Raw genomic sequence first — 20,158 nt, 5'->3', positions numbered from 1 at the left:
CGGCCGCCCTCGGCTTCACCACCCTCCGACCTCTCGCAGAGGACATCATGTATCGCCCCGACCTCGTCGTGCGAGCGGTCCGCGGGCTGGTGTCGGCTCGTCGCCGTTCATCGACACGCTGATCGCGAGACGGCCACCCCGCGCCGCCGCGCACAACTCAGGCTTCACACTCGGCCGTGGTGCCCGATGCGGCGTCAGGCCGGCTGTCTGCCTGAGTTGCGCGCCTTCAGCGGCGCGATCGAACGGGCTCCGGGCTCCCGGCTCCGGGCGTCGAGTGGGTCGGATCTCGCCGCGCTGGGGTCGCGCGTGTGGCTGCGCACAACTCAGGTTCGTCCCGCCGCGCGCCGCCACCTCGGCCGGCTCGGCCGGCACCTGCCTGAGTTGTGCGCCGAGCCGCGAGCCATGAGCCGGCGACGTCGCCGAGGCAGCCTCAGACGCGGCGGAGAAGGCCGACCTTGTCGTAGACGTCCGCCAGGGTGCGGTTCGCCACGGACTCGGCCTTCGCCGCGTTCGCCGCGAGCACGCGGTCGAGCTCGGCCGGGTCGGCGAGCAGCTCGAGCGCGCGCTCGCGCACCGGACCGAACTCCTCGACCACGACCTCGGCGAGACCCTTCTTGAAGTCGCCGTACCCGCGGCCCGCGTACTCATCTTCGATCGCCGGGATCTGGCGCCCGCTGAGCGCGGCGTAGATCACCAGCAGGTTCGAGACGCCGGGCTTGGCCTCGCGGTCGTACGTCACCGACCCCTCCGAGTCGGTGACGGCGCGCATGATCTTCTTGGCCGAGACCGCGGGGTCGTCGAGCAGCCACAGCACACCGGCATCCGATTCTGCCGACTTCGACATCTTGGCGGTCGGGTTCTGCAGATCGTAGATGCGCGCGGTCTCCTGCTGGATCACCGGCACCGGCACCTGGAACGCCTGCCCGTAGCGGCTGTTGAAGCGCTCGGCGAGATCGCGCGTGAGCTCGACGTGCTGCTTCTGGTCGTCGCCGACCGGCACGATGTCGGTCTGGTAGAGCAGGATGTCGGCCGCCATGAGCACCGGGTAGGTGAACAGGCCCACCGAGGTCGCATCCGAACCGTAGCGCTGAGACTTGTCTTTGAACTGCGTCATGCGCCCGGCCTCGCCGAAGCCCGTGACCGTCGAGAGGATCCAGGCGAGCTCGGCGTGCGCGGGCACGTGCGACTGCACGTAGAGCGTCGACTTTGCCGGCTCGATCCCTGCCGCGATGTACTGCGCCGCGGTGCGCCGGGTCTTCTCGCGCAGCTCGGCGGGGTCGTTGGGCTGCGTGAGGGCATGGAGGTCGACAACCGAGAAGAACGCGTCGAACGACTCCTGCAGGTCGCGCCACTGCATGAGCGCCCCGATGTAGTTGCCGATCTGGAGGGAGTCGGCCGAGGGCTGCATGCCGGAGTACAGACGCGATTTGCTCACCGGACGATCCTATTCGCGAATGACGGATGCCTCGGCCGGCGCCGATTCGGGCCGCGAGGCAGGATCCCCACCGCGACGACGTCAGCGCCCGATCGTGTAGTCGGCGATGACGGGGGAGTGGTCGCTCCAGCGGGTGTCCCACGACGGGGCGCGGACGACGCGGTAGTCGGTGACGCGCGCGCCGAGGGCGGGCGTGGCCAGGTGATAGTCGATGCGCCAGCCCGTGTCGTTGTCGAATGCGCGCCCGCGCATCGACCACCACGTGTACGGGCCGTCCACGTCGCCGTGGAACCGGCGGCCCACGTCGACCCACCCGAGTCCGGGGCCCACCGAGCCGTCCACTCCTGTCACCGGCGCGTGGGCTTCGCCGAAGAACCGGTCGAAATACGCCCGCTCGCGGGGGAGGAACCCGGCCTTCTTGACATTGCCCTTCCAGTTGCGGATATCGAGCTCGCGGTGGCCGACGTTGAGATCACCCATGACGAGCGCGAGCGGCGACGCGGCCGCGAGCTGCGGCATCCGCTTCTCCATCGCGTCGAGGAACGCCCACTTCGCATCCTGCTTCGCCGTCTCGGCCTCGCCGGTGTGCACGTAGGCGCTCACCACGATCAGGCGCTCGCCGTCGATGTCGAAGTCGGCCTCGATCCATCGCCCCGCCGAATCGAGCGGCTCGGGCCCGAGCACGCGCCGCACGTCGACGAACGGCAGGCGGCTCGCGACGGCGACGCCCGCGCGGCCCTTCGACAGCGCCTCGTCGTTGACGACCTCCCACCCGGGGAGCGCCGTGCGCAGCTCTTGTTCGGTGGCACGGACTTCCTGCAGGGCCATCACGTCGATGTCGGCCGCGTCGAGCCACTCGAGCATGCCCTTGCGCGTGGCCGCGCGGATTCCGTTGACGTTGACAGAGGCGATGCGAACACGACGAGGCACGCCCGCCAGACTATCCGGCGCCGCTGACACTCAGCGGGGCCGGGCGCCGTTCGTCCGGACCTTCGCCTTCGTCACGGCTGGCACGGCGGCGGCCGATGGCGGGGCGGATGCCTCGACCTGGGTGAGTTCCTGCTGCGCCGTCCGCACGGCGCGGTCTGCGCTCCAGGTGCGATACCAGGGTGCTTCGGCGCGGGCCCGCTGCGCGGTGCGCAGGCGCACGCGCGCAGCGATCAGGAGCGCCTCGTGCTCCTTCGCGAGCCGCTCTGCCTCGGTCTGCGGCAGGAGCGGCACATCGTCGTCGTTCGCCGCAACGGCGATCCACGCGGCAGCCACCAGCATGATGATGCCGATGATGCGGAACCACAGCAGCAGGCCGACGAAGATCGCGAACGTCGCGAGCAGCACGTTGGACGGCGTGTAGACGAAGAGCCACCCGGCGAACAGCTGCAGCACGGTGATGGCGCCGCCGCCGAGGAGGGCGCCGGGCCAGATGCGCCGCCATGGCAGCCGCGTGCCGGTGAGGAAGCGGATGAGGGCGCCCAGCGCGCCCGTGAAGATCACGAACGAGATCAGGATCGTGCCGATGCGGGTCGCGATCGCGTATACGCCCGACGTGTCGGTCCATCCGAACAGCGAGGAGACGAGCGTGAGGGCCCACGTGCCGATCGAGGTTGCGACGAAGCCGACGAGCAGACCGAGCGCGAAGAGCAAGGCGCCGAGGAGGTCGCGGGCCTTCAGGTAGACGTAGCTGCGCAGATCGGGCGGAAGACCGAAGATGTCGCGTACTGCGCGACGCGTGTAGGTGACGAAGCCGATCGCGGTCCAGATCAGGGCGCCCAGCGCGACGATGCCCGTGATGCCCAGCACTCCCGCGTTGCTCGTCGCGATCGCGGTGACCTGCTCGGGGGTGAACAGACCGCCCTGGTCGCTGATGAGACCCGGGATGTAGGTATTGATGAGGTCGATGACGCCGTCGATCGCCTTCGGGCTGCCGCCCAGCCAGAGACCGGCGACGGCGAAGGCGACGTAGATGCCGGCGAACGTCGCGAACAGGGCTTGGTAGCTCACTCCCGCGGCCAGGAGGAACCCGTTGTGCCGCAGGAAATGACGCCACACGCGCACCGGGAACCACGAGAGCGTCCGCCGGGTGAGGGCGGTCGCTTTGCTCAGCGGCACCTCGAACCGCTCATGGAGGTGCTCCTCCTCGCGCTCCCAGCGCGCACGGAGCCTCTCCTCCTCGCGCGCCGCCGCCTGCGCGACATCGCGAGAATGCGGGCGGCGCTCGTCTGTCACGGGAGAAAGACTAGCGACCTTCGGCCACCGGCTCGCGTGCGAGCGCGGCATCCGGTCGCGTGCGGAACCGAGGCACCGCGAACAGCACCGCCGCGATTGCGACCGCGGGCAGCAGGGACGCGGGGCCGAGCCTGGGTCCGTCGGCGAGAAGGCCGACGACCACTGCGCCGCCGATTGCGCGGCGATAGTCGAAGAGGCTCAGGCGTGCGATCACCTGGTCGCTGTGCAGACGATCGAACTCGCCCGCGGCACCGAAGGTCACCGGGATCAGCGCCCCGCTTTCAGCGCGGGGAGCGAGGTGGCGATGACGGCATAGCCCGGGCCCCTGCGAGACCTGCGCGCCGGCGACGGCGAGGCGCGCAGCGCGGGAACCGCGGACGGCGTGGGCTGCGGCGTCCGGCCTACGGGCGTCCGCGCAGAACGGCCTGCTTGACCTCGGCGATCGCCTTCGTCACCTCGATGCCGCGGGGGCACGCCTCGGTGCAGTTGAAGGTCGTGCGGCAGCGCCACACGCCCTCCTTGTCGTTGAGGATGTCGAGGCGCACGTCGCCCCCGTCGTCGCGCGAGTCGAAGATGAAGCGGTGCGCGCCCACGATCGCGGCGGGGCCGAAGTACTGGCCGTCGGTCCAGAACACCGGGCATGACGAGGTGCACGCGGCGCACAGGATGCACTTCGTGGTGTCGTCGAACACCTCGCGATCGACGATGGACTGGATGCGCTCCTTGCCGGGCTCCGGCTTCGAGCTCGCGATGAGGAAGGGCTGCATCTCGCGGTACGACGCGAAGAACGGCTCCATGTCGACGACGAGGTCCTTCTCGAGGGGGAGACCCTTGATCGCCTCGACATAGATCGGCTGCGAGATGTCGAGGTCCTTGATGAGCGTCTTGCACGCGAGCCGGTTGCGGCCGTTGATGCGCATCGCGTCGGAACCGCAGATGCCGTGCGCGCACGAGCGGCGGAAGGTCAGCGAACCGTCGACCTCCCACTTGATCTTGTGCAGCGCGTCGAGCACGCGATCGGTCGAGTACAGCTCGACGTCGTAGTCGACCCAGAGCGGCTCCTCATCGACCTCGGGGTCGAAGCGGCGGATGATGAAGGTCACCAGGAACGACTGGATGCCGGTGTCGCTCGCGACCTCCTCCGCACGCGCGGGAGCGTCGGCGTCGGTGCGCTCGATGACGTCGGTGGCCGAGGTCGCCATCAGTATTTCCTCTCCATCGGCTGGTAGCGGGTGATCACGACGGGTTTCCAGTCGAGGCGGATGTGGTCGTCGGCCTTCGACGAGCCGGCGTCGCCCGAGAGGTACGCCATCGTGTGCTGCATGTAGTTCTCGTCGTCCCGCTGGGGGAAGTCGTCGCGCATGTGCCCGCCGCGGCTCTCCTTGCGGTTGCGCGCGGTGACGACGACGACCTCGGCGATGTCGAGGAGGAACCCGAGCTCGACGGCCTCCAGCAGATCGGTGTTGAACCGCCTGCCCTTGTCGTCGACGTGGATGTTCTTGAACCGCTCGCGCAGCTCGGAGATCACCTCGAGCACCTCGCCGAGCGACTCCTCGGTGCGGAAGACCTGGGCCTTGCGGTCCATCTCGTCCTGGAGCGTCTTGCGCAGGACCGCGATGCGCTCGGTGCCCTGGTTGCCGCGCAGCCCCTCGATCATGCTCCGCACCTCGGCGGCAGGATCTTCGGGCAGCGGCACGAACTCGGCGGTCTTTACGTACTCGACCGCGTTGCGGCCGGCGCGCTTGCCGAAGACGTTGATGTCGAGCAGCGAGTTGGTGCCGAGGCGATTCGAGCCGTGCACCGAGACGCACGCGCACTCGCCGGCCGCGTACAGGCCCGGCACGACGGTGGTGTTGTCGCTGAGCACCTGGGCGTCGTTGTTGGTGGGGATGCCGCCCATCGCGTAGTGGGCGGTGGGCATGACGGGCACCGGCTCGACCACCGGATCGACGCCGAGGTACGTGCGCGCGAACTCCGTGATGTCGGGAAGCTTGGTCTCGAGCACTTCGGCGCCCAGGTGCGTGCAGTCCAGCAGCACGTAGTCGCGGTGCGGGCCGGCTCCGCGGCCCTCGGCGACCTCCTGGACCATGCAGCGGCTCACGATGTCGCGGGGCGCCAGGTCTTTGATGGTCGGCGCATAGCGCTCCATGAACCGCTCGCCCGAGGCGTTGCGCAGGATCGCGCCTTCGCCGCGGGCGCCTTCGGTGAGCAGGATGCCGAGCCCGGCGAGACCGGTCGGGTGGAACTGGAAGAACTCCATGTCCTCCAGCGGCAGGCCCTTGCGCCAGATGATGCCGACGCCGTCGCCGGTGAGCGTGTGCGCGTTCGAGGTCGTCTTGAAGATCTTGCCGAAGCCGCCGGTGGCGAAGATGACGGCCTTGGAGTGGAAGACGTGGAGGTCGCCGGTGGCGAGCTCGTACGCGACGACGCCGGCGATCTCGGTCGTGCCCGCGTCGCCGGGCACCGTGATGAGGTCGAGCACGTAGAACTCGTTGAAGAAGTTGATGCCGAGCTTGACGCAGTTCTGGAACAGCGTCTGCAGGATCATGTGGCCGGTGCGGTCAGCGGCGTAGCACGCGCGGCGCACCGGGGTCTTGCCGTGGTCGGCGGTGTGGCCGCCGAAGCGGCGCTGGTCGATCTTGCCCTCGGGCGTGCGGTTGAAGGGCAGACCCATGTTCTCGAGGTCGATGACGGCGTCGATCGCCTCCTTGGCGAGGATCTCGGCCGCGTCCTGGTCGACGAGGTAGTCACCTCCCTTGACGGTGTCGAAGGTGTGCCACTCCCACGAGTCCTCTTCGACGTTGGCGAGCGCCGCCGCCATGCCGCCCTGCGCCGCGCCGGTGTGGGAGCGCGTCGGGTAGAGCTTGGTGATGACGGCCGTCTTCGCGCCCGGGCCGGCCTCGATCGCTGCCCGCATGCCGGCGCCGCCGGCGCCCACGATGACGATGTCGAACTGGTGGTAGTGGACGCCGTCCTTGACGTAGGAGTCCGCGGTCTGAGTTGTCACGTGTGGAATGCCTCGGTTGTCTCTTGACTCGTCGGTGCGCTCAGCCCTGCGCGCTGCAGAACTCGGCGAGCACGCTGCCGTCGCTCAGGTTGGGGATGCACGGGTCGAAGGTGAAGACCACCAGCGTGCCGAGCAGGATGAGGAACGCGGCGGCGAGCCAGAGCGCCCATACGAGCACGCGGCGGGTGCTCTCGTGCGTCACGTAGTCGTTGACGATCGTGCGCATGCCGTTGGCGCCGTGGATCAGCGCGAGCCACAGCATCAGCACGTCCCACCACTGCCAGAACGGCGACGCGAACTTGCCGGCGACGAACGCGAAGTCGAGCGCGTGGATGCCGTCGCCGATCATCAGGTTCACGAACAGGTGGCCGAAGATCAGGACGACCAGCAGCACGCCGGAGGCGCGCATGTAGATCCAGCCCCACTTCTCGAGGTTGGGTCCGCTGCGGCGGACGGCGGTGCGGGGAGCGCGAGGCTCGGCGATCGTGGACATCAGTGCTCTCCTCCCCAGCCGTACGCGAACACGTTCGAGAGGTGGCGGACGGTGAAGGGGATCATCGTCACCAGGAACAGGCCGATGACGCCCCACCACAGCTGACGCTGGTGGCGCGTCGCCCACGGCCAGAAGTCGACCAGGATGATGCGCAGCCCGTTGTAGGCGTGGTAGGCGATCGCGCCCACGAGCACGACCTCGCCGATACCCATGATCGGGTTCTTGTAGGTGCTCATGACCGCGTCGTACGCCTCCGGGGCGACGCGGATCAGTGCCGTGTCGAGCACGTGGACCAGCAGGAAGAAGAAGATCGCGATGCCGGTGATGCGGTGCAGCACCCACGACCACATGCCTTCGTTCCCGCGGTACAGGGTGCCGCGGGGGACTCGGGAAGTGGTCTCGGATACCGACGGTGTGACGCGTGCTGGTGCAGACACGGCCGTCCTCCCTGGATCGAACATGGTGGGGCGGATCGCTGTCGAGAGACAGGGCCCCTGATGTGGCCCGGGACCGAGATCTCGAGCCATCGGCGTCACGCGGGCGCTGCGACCATCCTATTCCCGCTTCTCGCGGGGTGGCGACCTAGGCCACCCTTACCGCACCTCCATCCGAAGGGATCTTCGCCCGCGGCAAGAACCGCGGTTGTTTCGCCGCGGGATAGCCTGTGAGGCATGTCAGGTCCCATCGAGAACTTCTACGCCGTCATCCCCGCCGGCGGGATAGGCAGCAGGCTGTGGCCGCTCTCGCGCGCCGACGCGCCGAAATTCCTGCATGACCTCACCGGCTCGGGCAAGACGCTGCTGCGCGACACGTGGGACCGCCTCGAACCGCTGGCGGGGCCGGACCGCATCTCGGTCGTGACGGGCCGCGCGCACCGCGCCGCGGTGGAGAGGGAGCTCCCCGGCATCCCCGACAAGAACGTCTTCCTCGAGTCCGAGCCGCGTGACTCCACTGCGGCGATCGGCCTGGCCGCCGCGATCCTCGCCCGCCGCGAACCCGACGTCATCGTCGGTTCGTTCGCGGCCGACCACGTCATCCGGGTGCCCCAGCTGTTCGACTGGGCGGTGCAGCAGGCGGTCGCGACCGCGCGCGACGGCTACATCTGCACGATCGGCATCCAGCCCTCGGAGCCGTCGGTCGGGTTCGGCTACATCCGCAAGGGCGACGCCCTTCCCGTCGGCGGGGCACCGGAGGCGGCCCTCGTGCGGAGCTTCGTCGAGAAGCCCGACCTCGAGACGGCCAAGGAGTACTTCGCCGACCGCAACTACCTGTGGAACGCCGGCATGTTCATCTCGCGCGCCGACGTGCTCCTCGGCGAGATCGCCGAGAGCGAGCCGCAGCTCTACGCGGGTCTCATGGACCTCGCCGAGGCCTGGGACGACCGCGACGCACGCGGCCCGGTGGTCGACCGGGTGTGGCCCACGCTGACGAAGATCGCGATCGACTACGCGGTGGCCGAGCCCGCCGCCGCGAAGGGCCGGCTCGCCGTCATACCCGGCCACTTCGACTGGGACGATGTCGGCGACTTCGCGAGCCTCGCCAAGCTCAACTCCGGCGGGCGCAAGAACGACCTCGCCATCCTCGGCGAGAACGCCCGCGTCCTCTCCGACGCCGCCAGCGGCATCGTCGTCAGTCAGACGCGCCGAGTGATCAGCGTCATCGGTGTGCGCGACATCGTCGTGGTCGACACCGAGGACGCGCTGCTGGTGACCACCAGCGAGCACGCCCAGCGGGTCAAGGGCGTCGTCGACGCGCTCAAGCTCAGCGGCCGGGGCGAAGTGCTCTGAGATCGGGTGCCGCGAGGCCGCGGCATCCGATCTCCTGATGACGGCTGTATTGCGTCTTTGTAACCTTTCGGCCCCAACGGGTTCCGCAGGCATGCAACTGCTTCGTCACAGTGTGTAACTTTATGCAGTCCCCGTGAAGGACGCGGGGCGATCTAGTGGAGGCTGAGTTGACCATCTCACGCACCAAGAAGCTCGCCGGCGTCGTCGCCGCGGCGAGCATCGCTCTGGCCCTCGCGGGCTGTGGCTCCGCCCCGGAGACGGACCCGACCGAGGGCGGCGAAGCCGCGAGCGACTTCAAGGCCTGCATGGTCTCGGACGAGGGCGGCTTCAACGACAAGTCGTTCAACCAGCTGGGTCTGGCGGGCCTCGAGGCCGCCGCCGACGAGCTGGGCTTCGAGATCGCCACGACCGAGTCGGCGTCCGCCAGCGACTACGCCGCGAACCTCGACAACCTGGCGGCTGAGGGCTGCAACCTGATCGTCTCGGTCGGCTTCCTGCTGAGCGCGCCGACGGTCGAGGCCGCACTCGCCAACCCCGACATCAACTACGCCATCATCGACGACTGGGCCGACAACGACTTCGACGGCGAGACCGACGCGCCGAACATCAAGCCGCTCGTCTTCGACACCGCCCAGGCGGCGTTCCTCGGCGGCTACGCGGCCGCGTCGTTCAGCGAGACCGGCAAGGTCGGCACCTTCGGCGGCGCGAAGATCCCGCCGGTGACGATCTTCATGGACGGCTACCAGCGCGGCGTCGAGTACTACAACGAGCAGAACGGCACCGACGTGCAGGTCGTCGGCTGGGACGTCGAGACCCAGGAGGGCCAGTTCACCGACGAGTTCGCGGCGAACGACAAGGCCAAGCAGGTCGCGCAGGGCATCATCGACCAGGACGTCGACGTGCTCCTGCCGGTCGGCGGACCGATCTACCAGTCGGCGGCTGAGGCCATCCGCGACTCGGGCGGCGGAATCGCGCTGCTCGGCGTCGACGCCGATGTCTTCGAGACCGACCCCACGGTCGCCGACCTGCTGCTTCTCTCTATCCTCAAGGGCATGGACGTCGCCGTCCAGGAGGCCGCCACCGAGGCTGCAGAGGGCGAGTTCGACGTGACGCCGTTCATCGGCACACTCGAGAACGACGGCGTCGGCATCTCGTCGTTCCACGACTTCGAGTCGCTCGTCGACCCTGCGCTCGCGGACGAGCTCGAAGAGATCCGCCAGGGCATCATCGACGGTTCGATCGACGCGTCCTCGCCGTCGTCGCCGTAATCGCGAACAGCTGAATCACCCCGGGCGGCCGGACAGATGCATGCATCTGCCCGGCCGTCCGTCGACTCGATAGATTGGCGGCTATGACGCTCGAGCTCCGGGGGATCACCAAGCGATTCGGCGCACTGGTGGCCAACGATCACATCGATCTCGTCGTGGAACCCGGCGAGATCCACTGTCTTCTCGGTGAGAACGGCGCCGGCAAGTCGACCCTCATGAACGTGCTGTACGGCCTGTACACCGCGGAGGAGGGCGAGATCCTCCTCGACGGCCAGGTGCAGGACTTCGCCGGCCCGGGCGACGCCATGGCCGCGGGCATCGGCATGGTGCATCAGCACTTCATGCTGATCCCGGTCTTCACGGTCGCCGAGAACGTGATGCTCGGTCACGAGGCGACAGGATTCGGCGGTGTCCTCGACCTGGATCGGGCGCGCGCGCACGTGCGCGAGGTCGCGGGGCGGTTCGGCTTCCAGATCGACCCCGACGCGCTCGTCGGCGACCTCCCGGTCGGCGCTCAGCAGCGCGTCGAGATCATCAAGGCGCTCTCGCGAGACGCGAAGATCCTCGTCTTCGACGAGCCGACTGCGGTGCTGACCCCGCAGGAGACCGACGAGCTCATGGGCATCATGCGCCAGTTGCGGGACGAAGGCACCGCCATCGTCTTCATCACGCACAAGCTGCGCGAGGTCCGCGAGGTGGCGGACCGCATCACCGTCATCCGGCTCGGCAAGGTCGTCGGCGAGGCGGAGGCGACCGCCAGCAACGCCGAGCTCGCCTCGCTCATGGTGGGCCGCGCCGTCGAGCTGACCGTGCAGAAGCAGGCTCCCCAGCCACGCGACGGCGGTCTCGTCGTACGCGACCTGCGCGTGATCGACGAGCGCGATCAGATCGTCGTGAACGACATCAGCTTCGAGGTGCGACCGGGCGAGGTGCTCGCGATCGCCGGCGTGCAGGGCAACGGGCAGACCGAGCTCACCGAGGCGATCATCGGCCTTCAGCGCCGGGTCTCTGGCTCGATCCAACTCGACGGCACCGAACTGGTCGGCATGACCGTCAAGCAGATCATCGACGAAGGCGTCGGCTTCGTCCCCGAGGACCGCAAGGTCGAGGGACTCGTCGGCGAGTTCAGCGTCGCCGACAACCTGATCCTCAATCGTTCCAGCGGAGCGCCGTTCTTCACGGGTGCGACGCTGCGCCGCGGCGTTCTGCGCGAATTCGCCGAAGAGAAGATCGCCGAGTTCGACATCCGCACGCAGGGTCCCGACCTCGCCGCCGGCCGCCTCTCGGGCGGCAACCAGCAGAAGGTGGTCCTCGCGCGCGAGCTGAGCCGCGACCTGAAGATCTTCGTCGCGTCGCAGCCGACGCGGGGCATCGACGTCGGCTCGATCGAGTTCGTGCACAAGCGGATCATCGAGACGCGCGACGCCGGCGTGCCCGTGATCGTGGTCTCCACCGAACTCGACGAGGTCTCGGCTCTCGCCGACCGCATCGCCGTGATGTACCGCGGCGGCATCGTCGGCATCGTGCCGGGGGACGCTCCCCGCGAGGTGCTCGGACTCATGATGGCGGGCGAGAAGCCCTCCGGCCACGCCGCGCAGGAGGTGCCCGCATGACCGACCAGAACCCCGAGAGCACGAACCTGGGTCCGGGCGGAAGCGACCCGGTGATGACGCGGACAGCGCAGGGCGAGACCCAGACGCTCACCCCCATCGACGAGGTGCCGCCGCCTCCGCGGCAGAACCAGCTCATCCGCGAGATGCTGCGAAGCAACATCGTCACGACGATCCTCGCGATCGTGCTGGCGATGCTCATCGGCGGCGTGCTCATCGCGGTGACCGACCCCGAGGTCCAGCGCGCCGCCGGCTACTTCTTCGCCAGACCCCAGGACACCCTCCTCGCCGCCTGGGATGCGGTGGCCGGTGCGTACTCCGCGCTCTTCCGCGGGGCGATCTTCAACTACACCGCCGACAGCTTCGTCCGGGCGATCAAGCCGATCACCGACACGCTGAACTTCGCGACTCCGCTGATCGCGGCGGGCCTCGGCGTCGGCCTGGCCTTCCGCGTGGGTCTGTTCAACATCGGCGCCCGAGGTCAGATGCTCATAGGCATCGCCGCGGCGGCGTTCGTCGCCATCAACGTCCAGGCGCCGATGGTCATCCACCTCCCGCTGACGATCGCGGCGGGCATCGCCGGCGGCATGGTGTGGGGTGGCCTGGTCGGGTTCTTGAAGGCCCGCACCGGTGCGCACGAGGTGATCCTGACGATCATGCTCAACTTCGTCGCGTTCTACTTCCTCTCGTGGCTGCTGGCCACACCGGGTCTGCTGCAGCGGCCGGGAGGCACGCAGCCGATCTCGCCTCCGACGCCGCCCAGCGCGCAGTTCCCGTCGATGTTCGGCGCACCGCTCACCGTCAACTGGGGCTTCATCGTCGCGATCGCCGCGACCGCCTTCGTGTGGTGGCTCATCGAACGGTCGAGCCTCGGCTTCCGCATGAGGGCCGTCGGCGAGAATCCGTTCGCGGCGCGCGCCGCCGGCATCAACGTTGAGCGCGTCATCATCTACGCGATGGCCTTCGCGGGCGGTCTCGCCGGTCTCGCCGGCGTGAACCAGATCGCCGGAACCATCACGAGCGGCTTCGGAAACCACATCGACGCCGGCATCGGCTTCGACGCCATCACGGTGGCGCTGCTCGGGCGGAGCCGCGCGTGGGGCGTCTTCGCCGCCGGCATCCTCTTCGGTGCTCTCAAGGCGGGGAGCTTCACGATGCAGGTGTCCGAAGACATCCCCGTCGACATCGTGGTCGTGGTGCAGGCGCTGATCGTCCTGTTCATCGCGGCGCCGCCGCTCATCCGGACGATCTTCTTCCTCCCCAAGGACGACAGCGAGCTGTCGGCGAAGAAGCGAGCTCGCCGCGCGGCGAAGGCGGAGGTGGCCTCGTGAGCATCGACAGCCTGAACGCTCCGACAGCCGCCGCTCCCGGCGACAGCCCGGTCTCGCGCGAGAAGGTGCGTCAGCGCCGCTGGAAGCTCCCGATCAGCCTCGCCGTCGCCACGGTGCTGGTCTGGATCATGGCGTTCCCCTTCGGCCGCCACGGCGTCAGCACGTACCGGCTGAGCGACCGCACGTCGTCGGTGAACCTCGGTGACATCGGCGTGCCCACGTGGGCCGCGGTGATCGTCTGCGCCCTTCTGCTCGCGCTGATGACGGCCTACGCGTTCTGGGCGGTGAGCACCTACCGACGGATCGGACTGTGGCTGCCGGTCGTCTACGCGCTGCTCGCCGTGTTCGCCTTTCTCACGTGGTCGGCCGCCGGCGGACTGGTGCCCGTCACCGGGCTCCTCTTCGGCGCCCTGTCGCTGTCGGTGCCGCTTGTGTTCGGCGCCCTGGGCGGCGTGCTGGGCGAGCGTGCGGGCGTGGTCAACGTCGCCATCGAAGCGCAGTTCCTCCTCGCCGCGTTCAGCTCGGCCGTGGTGGCCAGCGTCACCGGCTCGTACGTGGCAGGGCTCCTCGCCGCGATGCTCGCCGGAGCGCTCGTCGCCTCGGTCCTGGCGGCGTTCGCGATCAAGTACCTGGTCGACCAGGTCATCGTCGGCGTGGTGCTGAACGTCCTCATCACAGGCCTCACGAGCTTCCTGCACGGCGCGGTGCTCAACCCCAACGCCGAGGCGCTCAACTCTCCGCCGCGGTTCCCGAGATGGCCGATCCCGTTCCTGTCCGACATCCCCGTCATCGGCCCGGTGATCTTCAACCAGACGCTCATCGTCTACGTGATGTACATCACCGTGCCGCTGGTGGCATGGGGGCTCTACAAGACGCGCTGGGGTCTGCGCCTTCGCGCCGTCGGCGAGCACCCGCAGGCAGCCGACACCGTGGGCATCAAGGTGAACCCGACCAGGTTCTGGAACGTGCTGCTGGCCGGCGCCATCGCCGGCATCGGCGGTGCGTACTTCACCCTCGGCTCGGTCGGGTCGTTCGACAAGGAGATGACAGGCGGCCTCGGATTCATCGCGCTCGCCGCGGTGATCTTCGGAGGCTGGGACCCCGTCCGTGCGACGCTCGCTGCGCTGCTGTTCGGGTTCACGACGAACCTCGAGACACTCCTGACGAACCTCGGCTCGCCGATTCCGTCGGAGTTCATGGCCATGCTGCCGTACGTCGTGACCATTCTCGCCGTCGTCGGCTTCGCCGGTCAGGTCCGAGGCCCGGCCGCAGCCGGCAAGCCGTACATCAAGGGATGACGCGTGCCCGACTCACCTGTGACGACCGACGGATGCCGAGCCGAGGCATCCGGATCGCCATCTCCCGAACCCTGCAGTCCGAGCGCGCGCCAGCGGGCTCGGATCCTGACTGACGCGAATGGAGTGCGTTCGTGACCGATATCGACTGGGATGAGCTGCGGGCGGCCGCGACGGAGGCGATGCAGCGCGCGTACGCCCCATACTCCCGCTACAAGGTGGGCGCGGCGGCCCTCGTGACCGACGGCCGCATCGTCACGGGGTGCAACGTCGAGAACGCCTCGTACGGCGTGGGGCTGTGCGCCGAGTGCGGACTCGTCAGCGAGCTGCAGATGACGGGCGGCGGAGGCCTGGTGGCGTTCGTCTGCGTCAACGGCCACGGCGACACGATCATGCCGTGCGGCCGCTGCCGGCAGCTGCTGTACGAGTTCGCGATCCCCGGCATGCTGCTCGAGACGGTCTCGGGCATCCGCACGATCGAGGAGGTCCTGCCCGACGCGTTCGGCCCCCGCGACCTCGAGGAGGCGGCGCGATGACTGGCCCGACGGATGCCGCGCTGGAGCCGTTCGACGCGGTCGACGTCATCCGCGCGAAGCGCGACGGGGGAGCGGTCCCCGAGGATGCGCTCCGCTGGATGGTCGACGCGTACACGCGGGGGTACGTCGCCGACTCGCAGATGGCGGCGTTCGCGATGGCGGTGCTGCTGAACGGCATGACGCGCGACGAGATCCGTGTGATGACCGACGCGATGATCGCGTCCGGTGAGCGCATGAGCTTCGCAGGCCTCGGCAAGCCGACCGTCGACAAGCACTCCACAGGCGGTGTCGGCGACAAGATCACCCTCCCGCTCGCGCCGCTGGTCGCGTCGTTCGGCGTCGCGGTGCCGCAGCTGTCGGGCCGCGGGCTCGGGCACACCGGCGGCACGCTCGACAAGCTCGAGTCGATTCCGGGATGGCGCGCGGCGCTGTCGAACGACGAGATGTTCGCGCAGCTGCGCGACGTCGGCGCCGTCATCTGCGCCGCGGGGTCGGGGCTCGCCCCCGCCGACAAGAAGCTGTACGCGCTGCGCGACGTCACAGGCACAGTCGAGGCCATCCCGCTCATCGCGTCGAGCATCATGTCGAAGAAGATCGCCGAGGGCACCGACTCGCTCGTGCTCGACGTGAAGTTCGGGTCGGGTGCGTTCATGCGCGACGTCGACCTCGCGCGCGAGCTCGCCCGTACGATGGTCGCGCTCGGCACCGACTCGGGCGTCTCGACGACCGCGCTCCTGACCGACATGAACACGCCGCTGGGCCTTGCGATCGGCAACGCGAACGAAGTGCGCGAGTCCGTGGAGGTGCTCGCCGGCGGCGGGCCCGCCGACGTGGTCGAGCTGACGGTGGCGCTCGCGCGCGAGATGCTCGCGCTCGCCGGACAACCCGATGCCGACGTCGGGGCCGCCCTCCAGGACGGCCGCGCGATGGACGCGTGGCGAGCGATGATCCGCGCGCAGGACGGGGATCCGGATGCCGCGCTCCCGGCACCGCGCGAGACCCACACCGTGACGGCGACCGAGCCCGGCCATCTCACCCGGATGGAGGCCCTGCCGTTCGGCATCGCCGCCTGGCGGCTGGGCGCGGGGCGCGCGCGGGCACAGGACCCCGTGCTGCACGCCGCCGGCATCGACCTGCACGTCAAGCCCGGCGACGTCGTCTCGCCCGGTCAGCCCCTGTTCACCCTGCTCGGCGAGGATGCGTCGAGGTTCGATCGCGCCCTCGAGGCGCTCGAGGGTGCGTGGCAGATCGGACCGGATGCCCCGGCGACGAGCACGCTCGTCCTCGAACGCATCAGCGCCTAGGCTGAGGCATCCGTCCGCCTCCGTCCTCGGATCCACGACCGCAACTGCTCAGGAGAATCCATGCCCATCGACCAGCACGGTGACGCGATCCTCGACGGCGTGTCGATCCGCGGCCTCCCGAAGGTGTCGCTGCACGACCACCTCGACGGCGGCGTGCGCCCGGCGACCATCGTCGAGCTCGCCGAGACGATCGACCTCGAGGTGCCCGAGACCGACCCCGATGAGCTCGCGGACTGGTTCGCCGAGAAGAGCGACTCGGGCTCGCTCGTCGAGTACCTGAAGACCTTCGACCTGACGACCGGCGTCATGCAGACCCGCGAGGGGCTCACGCGCATCGCGCGCGAGTTCGTCGAGGATCTCGCCGCCGACGGCGTGATCTACGGCGAGGTGCGCTGGGCTCCGGAGCAGCACCTGGCGCGCGGGCTGTCGCTTGACGAGGCGGTCGCCGCCGTGCAGGAGGGCATCGAGGAGGGCGAGGATGTCGCCGAGCGTCGCGGGCACGACATCCGCGTCGGTCAGCTCATCACCGCGATGCGGCACACAGACCGCTCGCTCGAGATCGCGAGGCTCGCGGTCCAGTGGCGCGGCCGCGGCGCCGTCGGCTTCGACATCGCCGGACCCGAGGACGGCTTCCCGCCGTCGAACCACCGCGAGGCGTTCGACTACCTCGCGTCGGAGTTCTTCCCCGCCACGGTCCACGCCGGCGAGGCGGCCGGGCTCGACTCGATCCGCTCGGCCCTCATCGACGGGCGCGCGCTGCGCCTCGGCCACGGGGTGCGCATCGCAGAAGACCTCGAGGTCGTCTCGCGCGCCGGCGAAGAGGTGCTCGTGCAGTTCGGCGACCTCGCTCGATGGGTCCGCGATCGCGAGATCGCGCTCGAGCTGTCGCCGTCGTCGAATCTGCAGACCGGTGCCATCGAGCGGTGGGGGACGACGCTCGAGGACCACCCGTTCGACCTGCTGTACCAGCTCGGCTTCTCGGTGACCGTGAACGTCGACAACCGCACGATGAGCCGCACCTCGCTCACGCGCGAACTCGCCCTGCTCGCCGAGACGTTCGACTACGGCCTCGACGACCTCGAGGTATTCCAGCTCAACGCCGCCGCGGGCGCCTTCCTCGCGGTCGAGGAGCGCGAGGAGCTCATCGATCTCATCTCCGAGGGCTTCGGCAGCTAGCCCGCGCCCACCTCGAGACGACGGATGCCGCGGCTCGCGGCATCCGTCGTCTCCCTCCCCGGTGCCCCCTCCCGGACGCGTGCGGTCCGGGTTTCGCACGTTCCGCACGCCGATCCCGTGCGCTTCCTGGACCGCGAATCACCTGGAGTCCCCGCCCGGAGAGGTGCCGTTCTGGAATCGCAGGTTCGGGGTGCATGAGGGATGCGGAACCAGGACCGGAGCCGTGCCGGCTCCTCCCCACCGGGGTCCATGGCGGAGTTGTCCACGGGAATCCGTGGTCGCGGCACGGCGGGCGTGTGGAGCCGCTGAACTCGGAGGATGACGCCACGGCGGTCGGCCTTCGGGGATGAGCCGTTCCGCGTCGCGGACGGCCTCCGCGAAGGGCTCGGACGCGGGACGCTGAACGGCCCGCGCTTCGATCGGCCGTTCCACGGCGTGCGGGAGCGGCGGGGCGAAGCGGGTCTCGATCATGAGGATTCCGGGAAGCGCTCGCCCCGCGAGCGGCGACTGCGCGACTTCACGCGGCGGTGCCGCCAATTCGCAGCCCGCATGGGCGAACGCGACTTCTTCAGTCACGGCACCGCTCTGATCCTCCGCGGCGCTCCCACGCCCCACGACTGGGACGAGGCGATCCACGTCTCGGCGGTGCGGCCACGCAACCCGGCGCGGACCAGAGGCATCGTGTCTCACCGGCTGGCGCCTCGCGAGCCCGCCTTCGGGCGGGTCGGGGGGCTGCGCATCGAGGATCCGGTGCGAGCCTGGGTGCAGGCGTCGATCCACGTCCCCGACGTGGAACTGATCATCGCGGCCGACTTCCTGGTCGCCCGACGGCGACGCCTGGCGACGATCGAGCAGCTTCGGGCGGAGGCGGCCGCGATGCGGCGGCCCGGACTGCAGCCGTTGCTCGACCGCGTCCGCGACGGCTCCGAATCGCCGTGGGAGACGAGGCTGCGCCTGGCGCTCGTGGATGGGGGACTTCCAGAGCCGCACCTCGCGTACGAGCTGCGCGGAGCAGGCGGCCGCTTCGTCGCCCGCCTCGATCAGGCCTACCCCGCGTATCGGGTGGCGGTCGAGTACGACGGTCGCCAGCATGCGGAGGATCCCGCCCAGTTCGCCCGCGACGCCGACAGATGGCGCGGGATCGACGACCTCGAGTGGCGGCTCGTACGGATCCTCAACCATCACCTGAGCCCGGACCCGGCTCCAGCCGTCGAACTGGTGCGTCGCGCCCTGGTGCGTGCTGGATGGTGCGGCTGAGTCGACCTCGGCCGACGGTGCCGGGGTGCGGTCCACCTTCCGCACCTTCGGCGTGCCCGACACCTGCGAATCCCGGACCCGACGGCCGCAGCATCCGTCGTCCGGACCGGGCCGGGCAGGGATGCGGTCCACCTTTCGCACGTTCGGGGGTTTCTGGATGGTGCGATATCTGGACCCGGAGCCGGGGACAACCGGCGAGACCCCTACCGGGGTAGGGGGTGCGAGGTCGGCTCCGGAGGGGGACGCGCGCGACGAAGGCCGGTTCGTACGGTGGGGGGACCACCGAAACGAAGGAGCCGCCGTGACGCTTCTGAACCGTCCCCGCACCGACACCGTCCGCTCCGCGGGCGCGCCGCGGGACGCGGCAATGGACCTCGTGCGCTCCGCGTGCCTGGTCGTCGTGGTCGCCCTGCACGCCTTCATGGCCGGGATCACGGTCACCGGCGGCGAGATCGGCGTCACCAACGTCGTGATCGGCCAGGACTGGTTCGCGCCGATGTCGTGGATCGTGCAGATGATGCCGCTGTTCTTCATCGTCGGTGGCTTCGCAGGCGTCACGCAGTGGCGTCGCATGCGTTCGCGCGGGGACTCCGCGGTGACGTTCGTGACGGGACGCCTGCGGCGGCTGGCCGTGCCCGCGATCGCGGCGTTCGGCGTCATCGGCGCCGGCCTCTCGTTGGCGCTCGCCGCCGGCGTCTCGCCCGAGCTCGTCGGCGAGCTCGGCTTCCGCATGGCGCAGCCGATGTGGTTCCTCGGCGTGTACGTCGGCGCGACGGCGCTGGTGCCGCTGCTGACGTGGGCCCACGAGCGCGCGCCGGGGACGACTCTGGGCACGATGGTGCTCGGCGTGGTCGCCGTCGACGCGCTCAGGCTGAGCACCGGCATCGAGGCCCTCGGCTACCTCAACCTCGCGTTCGTCTGGCTCGCGGTGCAGCAGCTCGGATTCTGGTGGGCCGACGGGCGCGTCGCCACTCTGTCGCGTGGTCGCCTCATCGCCGGACTCGTGGCATCGCTCGTGACGCTGGCCGCCCTCTTCGCCTCGGGCGCGTACTCGCCCGACATGTATGTGAACCTCAACCCGCCCACCGTGTGCCTCGTGGTGCTGGGCGTCGCGCAGCTGTTCGCCTTCGCGCTCGCCGCGCCCCGCCTGCGGCGCGTGGCCGCCCGCCCTCGGGTGTCGGCTGCAGTCGACGCGGTCGGCTCGCGTTCCATGACGATCTACCTCTGGCACATGCCGGCGCTGGTGCTGTTCGCCGCCGTCCTCGTCGGGGTGGGGGTGCCCTTCGCCGACCCGCTGAGCCTCGCCTGGTGGGTGACACGGCCGGCATGGCTGGTCGGCGTCGGCGTCGCGACGGCGCTCCTGGTGATGCTCACCGACCGCTTCGAACGGCGACGGATGCCGGCGCCCGGTGCGGCGGGGGCGCGCGCAGCGCGCG

The 20,158-nt window shown here is 69.5% G+C and carries 18 protein-coding genes; 10 read left to right on the top strand and 8 right to left on the bottom strand.

All coding sequences use genetic code 11. The annotated features are described in order from the left end of the window. Window positions 1–430 precede the first annotated feature (430 nt). From trpS to sdhC, 8 genes are all read right to left on the bottom strand, one after another. The gene (gene trpS, locus EIO58_RS03675) at window positions 431–1,435 is read right to left on the bottom strand and encodes a tryptophan--tRNA ligase (protein WP_127818333.1); all 1,005 of its coding nucleotides are present in this window, start codon (window positions 1,433–1,435) and stop codon (window positions 431–433) included. Between the two features lie 81 nt (window positions 1,436–1,516). Continuing rightward, entirely contained in the window at window positions 1,517–2,365 is an 849-nt protein-coding gene (locus EIO58_RS03670) for an exodeoxyribonuclease III (protein ID WP_205789117.1), read from the bottom strand. A gap of 30 nt (window positions 2,366–2,395) precedes the next feature. Continuing rightward, on the bottom strand, window positions 2,396–3,658 hold the full coding sequence (locus EIO58_RS03665; protein WP_240658552.1) for a YihY/virulence factor BrkB family protein: 1,263 nt from the start codon (window positions 3,656–3,658) through the stop codon (window positions 2,396–2,398). A 10-nt stretch (window positions 3,659–3,668) separates the two neighbouring features. Then, the gene (locus EIO58_RS03660; RefSeq protein ID WP_205789115.1) at window positions 3,669–3,920 is read right to left on the bottom strand and encodes a hypothetical protein; all 252 of its coding nucleotides are present in this window, start codon (window positions 3,918–3,920) and stop codon (window positions 3,669–3,671) included. A 139-nt stretch (window positions 3,921–4,059) separates the two neighbouring features. Next, a complete protein-coding gene (locus tag EIO58_RS03655) occupies window positions 4,060–4,860 on the bottom strand; it encodes a succinate dehydrogenase iron-sulfur subunit (RefSeq protein WP_240658551.1) in 801 nt (266 codons plus the stop codon). Then, entirely contained in the window at window positions 4,860–6,665 is a 1,806-nt protein-coding gene (gene sdhA / locus EIO58_RS03650) for a succinate dehydrogenase flavoprotein subunit (RefSeq protein ID WP_127818330.1), read from the bottom strand. Before sdhA ends, EIO58_RS03655 begins: the two co-directional genes overlap by 1 nt. Before the next feature lie 40 nt (window positions 6,666–6,705). Beyond that, the gene (locus EIO58_RS03645) at window positions 6,706–7,158 is read right to left on the bottom strand and encodes a succinate dehydrogenase hydrophobic membrane anchor subunit (protein WP_127818329.1); all 453 of its coding nucleotides are present in this window, start codon (window positions 7,156–7,158) and stop codon (window positions 6,706–6,708) included. After that, entirely contained in the window at window positions 7,158–7,595 is a 438-nt protein-coding gene (gene sdhC / locus EIO58_RS03640; RefSeq protein WP_240658550.1) for a succinate dehydrogenase, cytochrome b556 subunit, read from the bottom strand. The genes EIO58_RS03645 and sdhC overlap by 1 nt, the downstream gene beginning before the upstream one ends. Window positions 7,596–7,829: 234 nt before the next feature. Here sdhC and EIO58_RS03635 point away from each other — a divergent pair, with 234 nt between their 5' ends. The 10 genes from EIO58_RS03635 to EIO58_RS03590 form a co-directional block, all read left to right on the top strand. Further along, the gene (locus tag EIO58_RS03635; protein ID WP_127818327.1) at window positions 7,830–8,945 is read left to right on the top strand and encodes a mannose-1-phosphate guanylyltransferase; all 1,116 of its coding nucleotides are present in this window, start codon (window positions 7,830–7,832) and stop codon (window positions 8,943–8,945) included. Between the two features lie 167 nt (window positions 8,946–9,112). Beyond that, a complete protein-coding gene (locus tag EIO58_RS03630; RefSeq protein ID WP_127818326.1) occupies window positions 9,113–10,213 on the top strand; it encodes a BMP family lipoprotein in 1,101 nt (366 codons plus the stop codon). Window positions 10,214–10,296: 83 nt separating this feature from the next. After that, complete coding sequence (locus tag EIO58_RS03625; RefSeq protein ID WP_127818325.1) at window positions 10,297–11,826, top strand: ABC transporter ATP-binding protein; 1,530 nt, start codon at window positions 10,297–10,299, stop codon at window positions 11,824–11,826. Further along, entirely contained in the window at window positions 11,823–13,154 is a 1,332-nt protein-coding gene (locus EIO58_RS03620; RefSeq protein WP_205789113.1) for an ABC transporter permease, read from the top strand. Before EIO58_RS03625 ends, EIO58_RS03620 begins: the two co-directional genes overlap by 4 nt. Next, a complete protein-coding gene (locus tag EIO58_RS03615) occupies window positions 13,151–14,452 on the top strand; it encodes an ABC transporter permease (RefSeq protein ID WP_446723865.1) in 1,302 nt (433 codons plus the stop codon). The genes EIO58_RS03620 and EIO58_RS03615 overlap by 4 nt, the downstream gene beginning before the upstream one ends. Window positions 14,453–14,583: 131 nt before the next feature. Next, complete coding sequence (locus tag EIO58_RS03610) at window positions 14,584–14,985, top strand: cytidine deaminase (RefSeq protein ID WP_127818324.1); 402 nt, start codon at window positions 14,584–14,586, stop codon at window positions 14,983–14,985. Beyond that, window positions 14,982–16,289 (top strand): thymidine phosphorylase, encoded by a 1,308-nt coding sequence (locus tag EIO58_RS03605; protein ID WP_127818323.1) that lies wholly within the window; start codon window positions 14,982–14,984, stop codon window positions 16,287–16,289. The genes EIO58_RS03610 and EIO58_RS03605 overlap by 4 nt, the downstream gene beginning before the upstream one ends. A gap of 60 nt (window positions 16,290–16,349) precedes the next feature. Further along, window positions 16,350–17,465, top strand: coding sequence for an adenosine deaminase (locus EIO58_RS03600; protein ID WP_127818322.1), 1,116 nt, complete (start codon window positions 16,350–16,352; stop codon window positions 17,463–17,465). A gap of 549 nt (window positions 17,466–18,014) precedes the next feature. Further along, the gene (locus EIO58_RS03595; RefSeq protein ID WP_127818321.1) at window positions 18,015–18,722 is read left to right on the top strand and encodes a hypothetical protein; all 708 of its coding nucleotides are present in this window, start codon (window positions 18,015–18,017) and stop codon (window positions 18,720–18,722) included. 301 nt (window positions 18,723–19,023) lie between these two features. Next, on the top strand, window positions 19,024–20,158 hold a 1,135-nt coding region (locus tag EIO58_RS03590), incomplete at its 3' end, for an acyltransferase family protein (RefSeq protein WP_164861518.1).

The organism is Microbacterium sp. CPCC 204701 (genome assembly GCF_004010105.1).
Taxonomy (GTDB): domain Bacteria; phylum Actinomycetota; class Actinomycetes; order Actinomycetales; family Microbacteriaceae; genus Microbacterium.
Note: the sequence above shows the minus strand (reverse complement) of the source record. Positions and strands in the feature narration are given on the sequence as shown.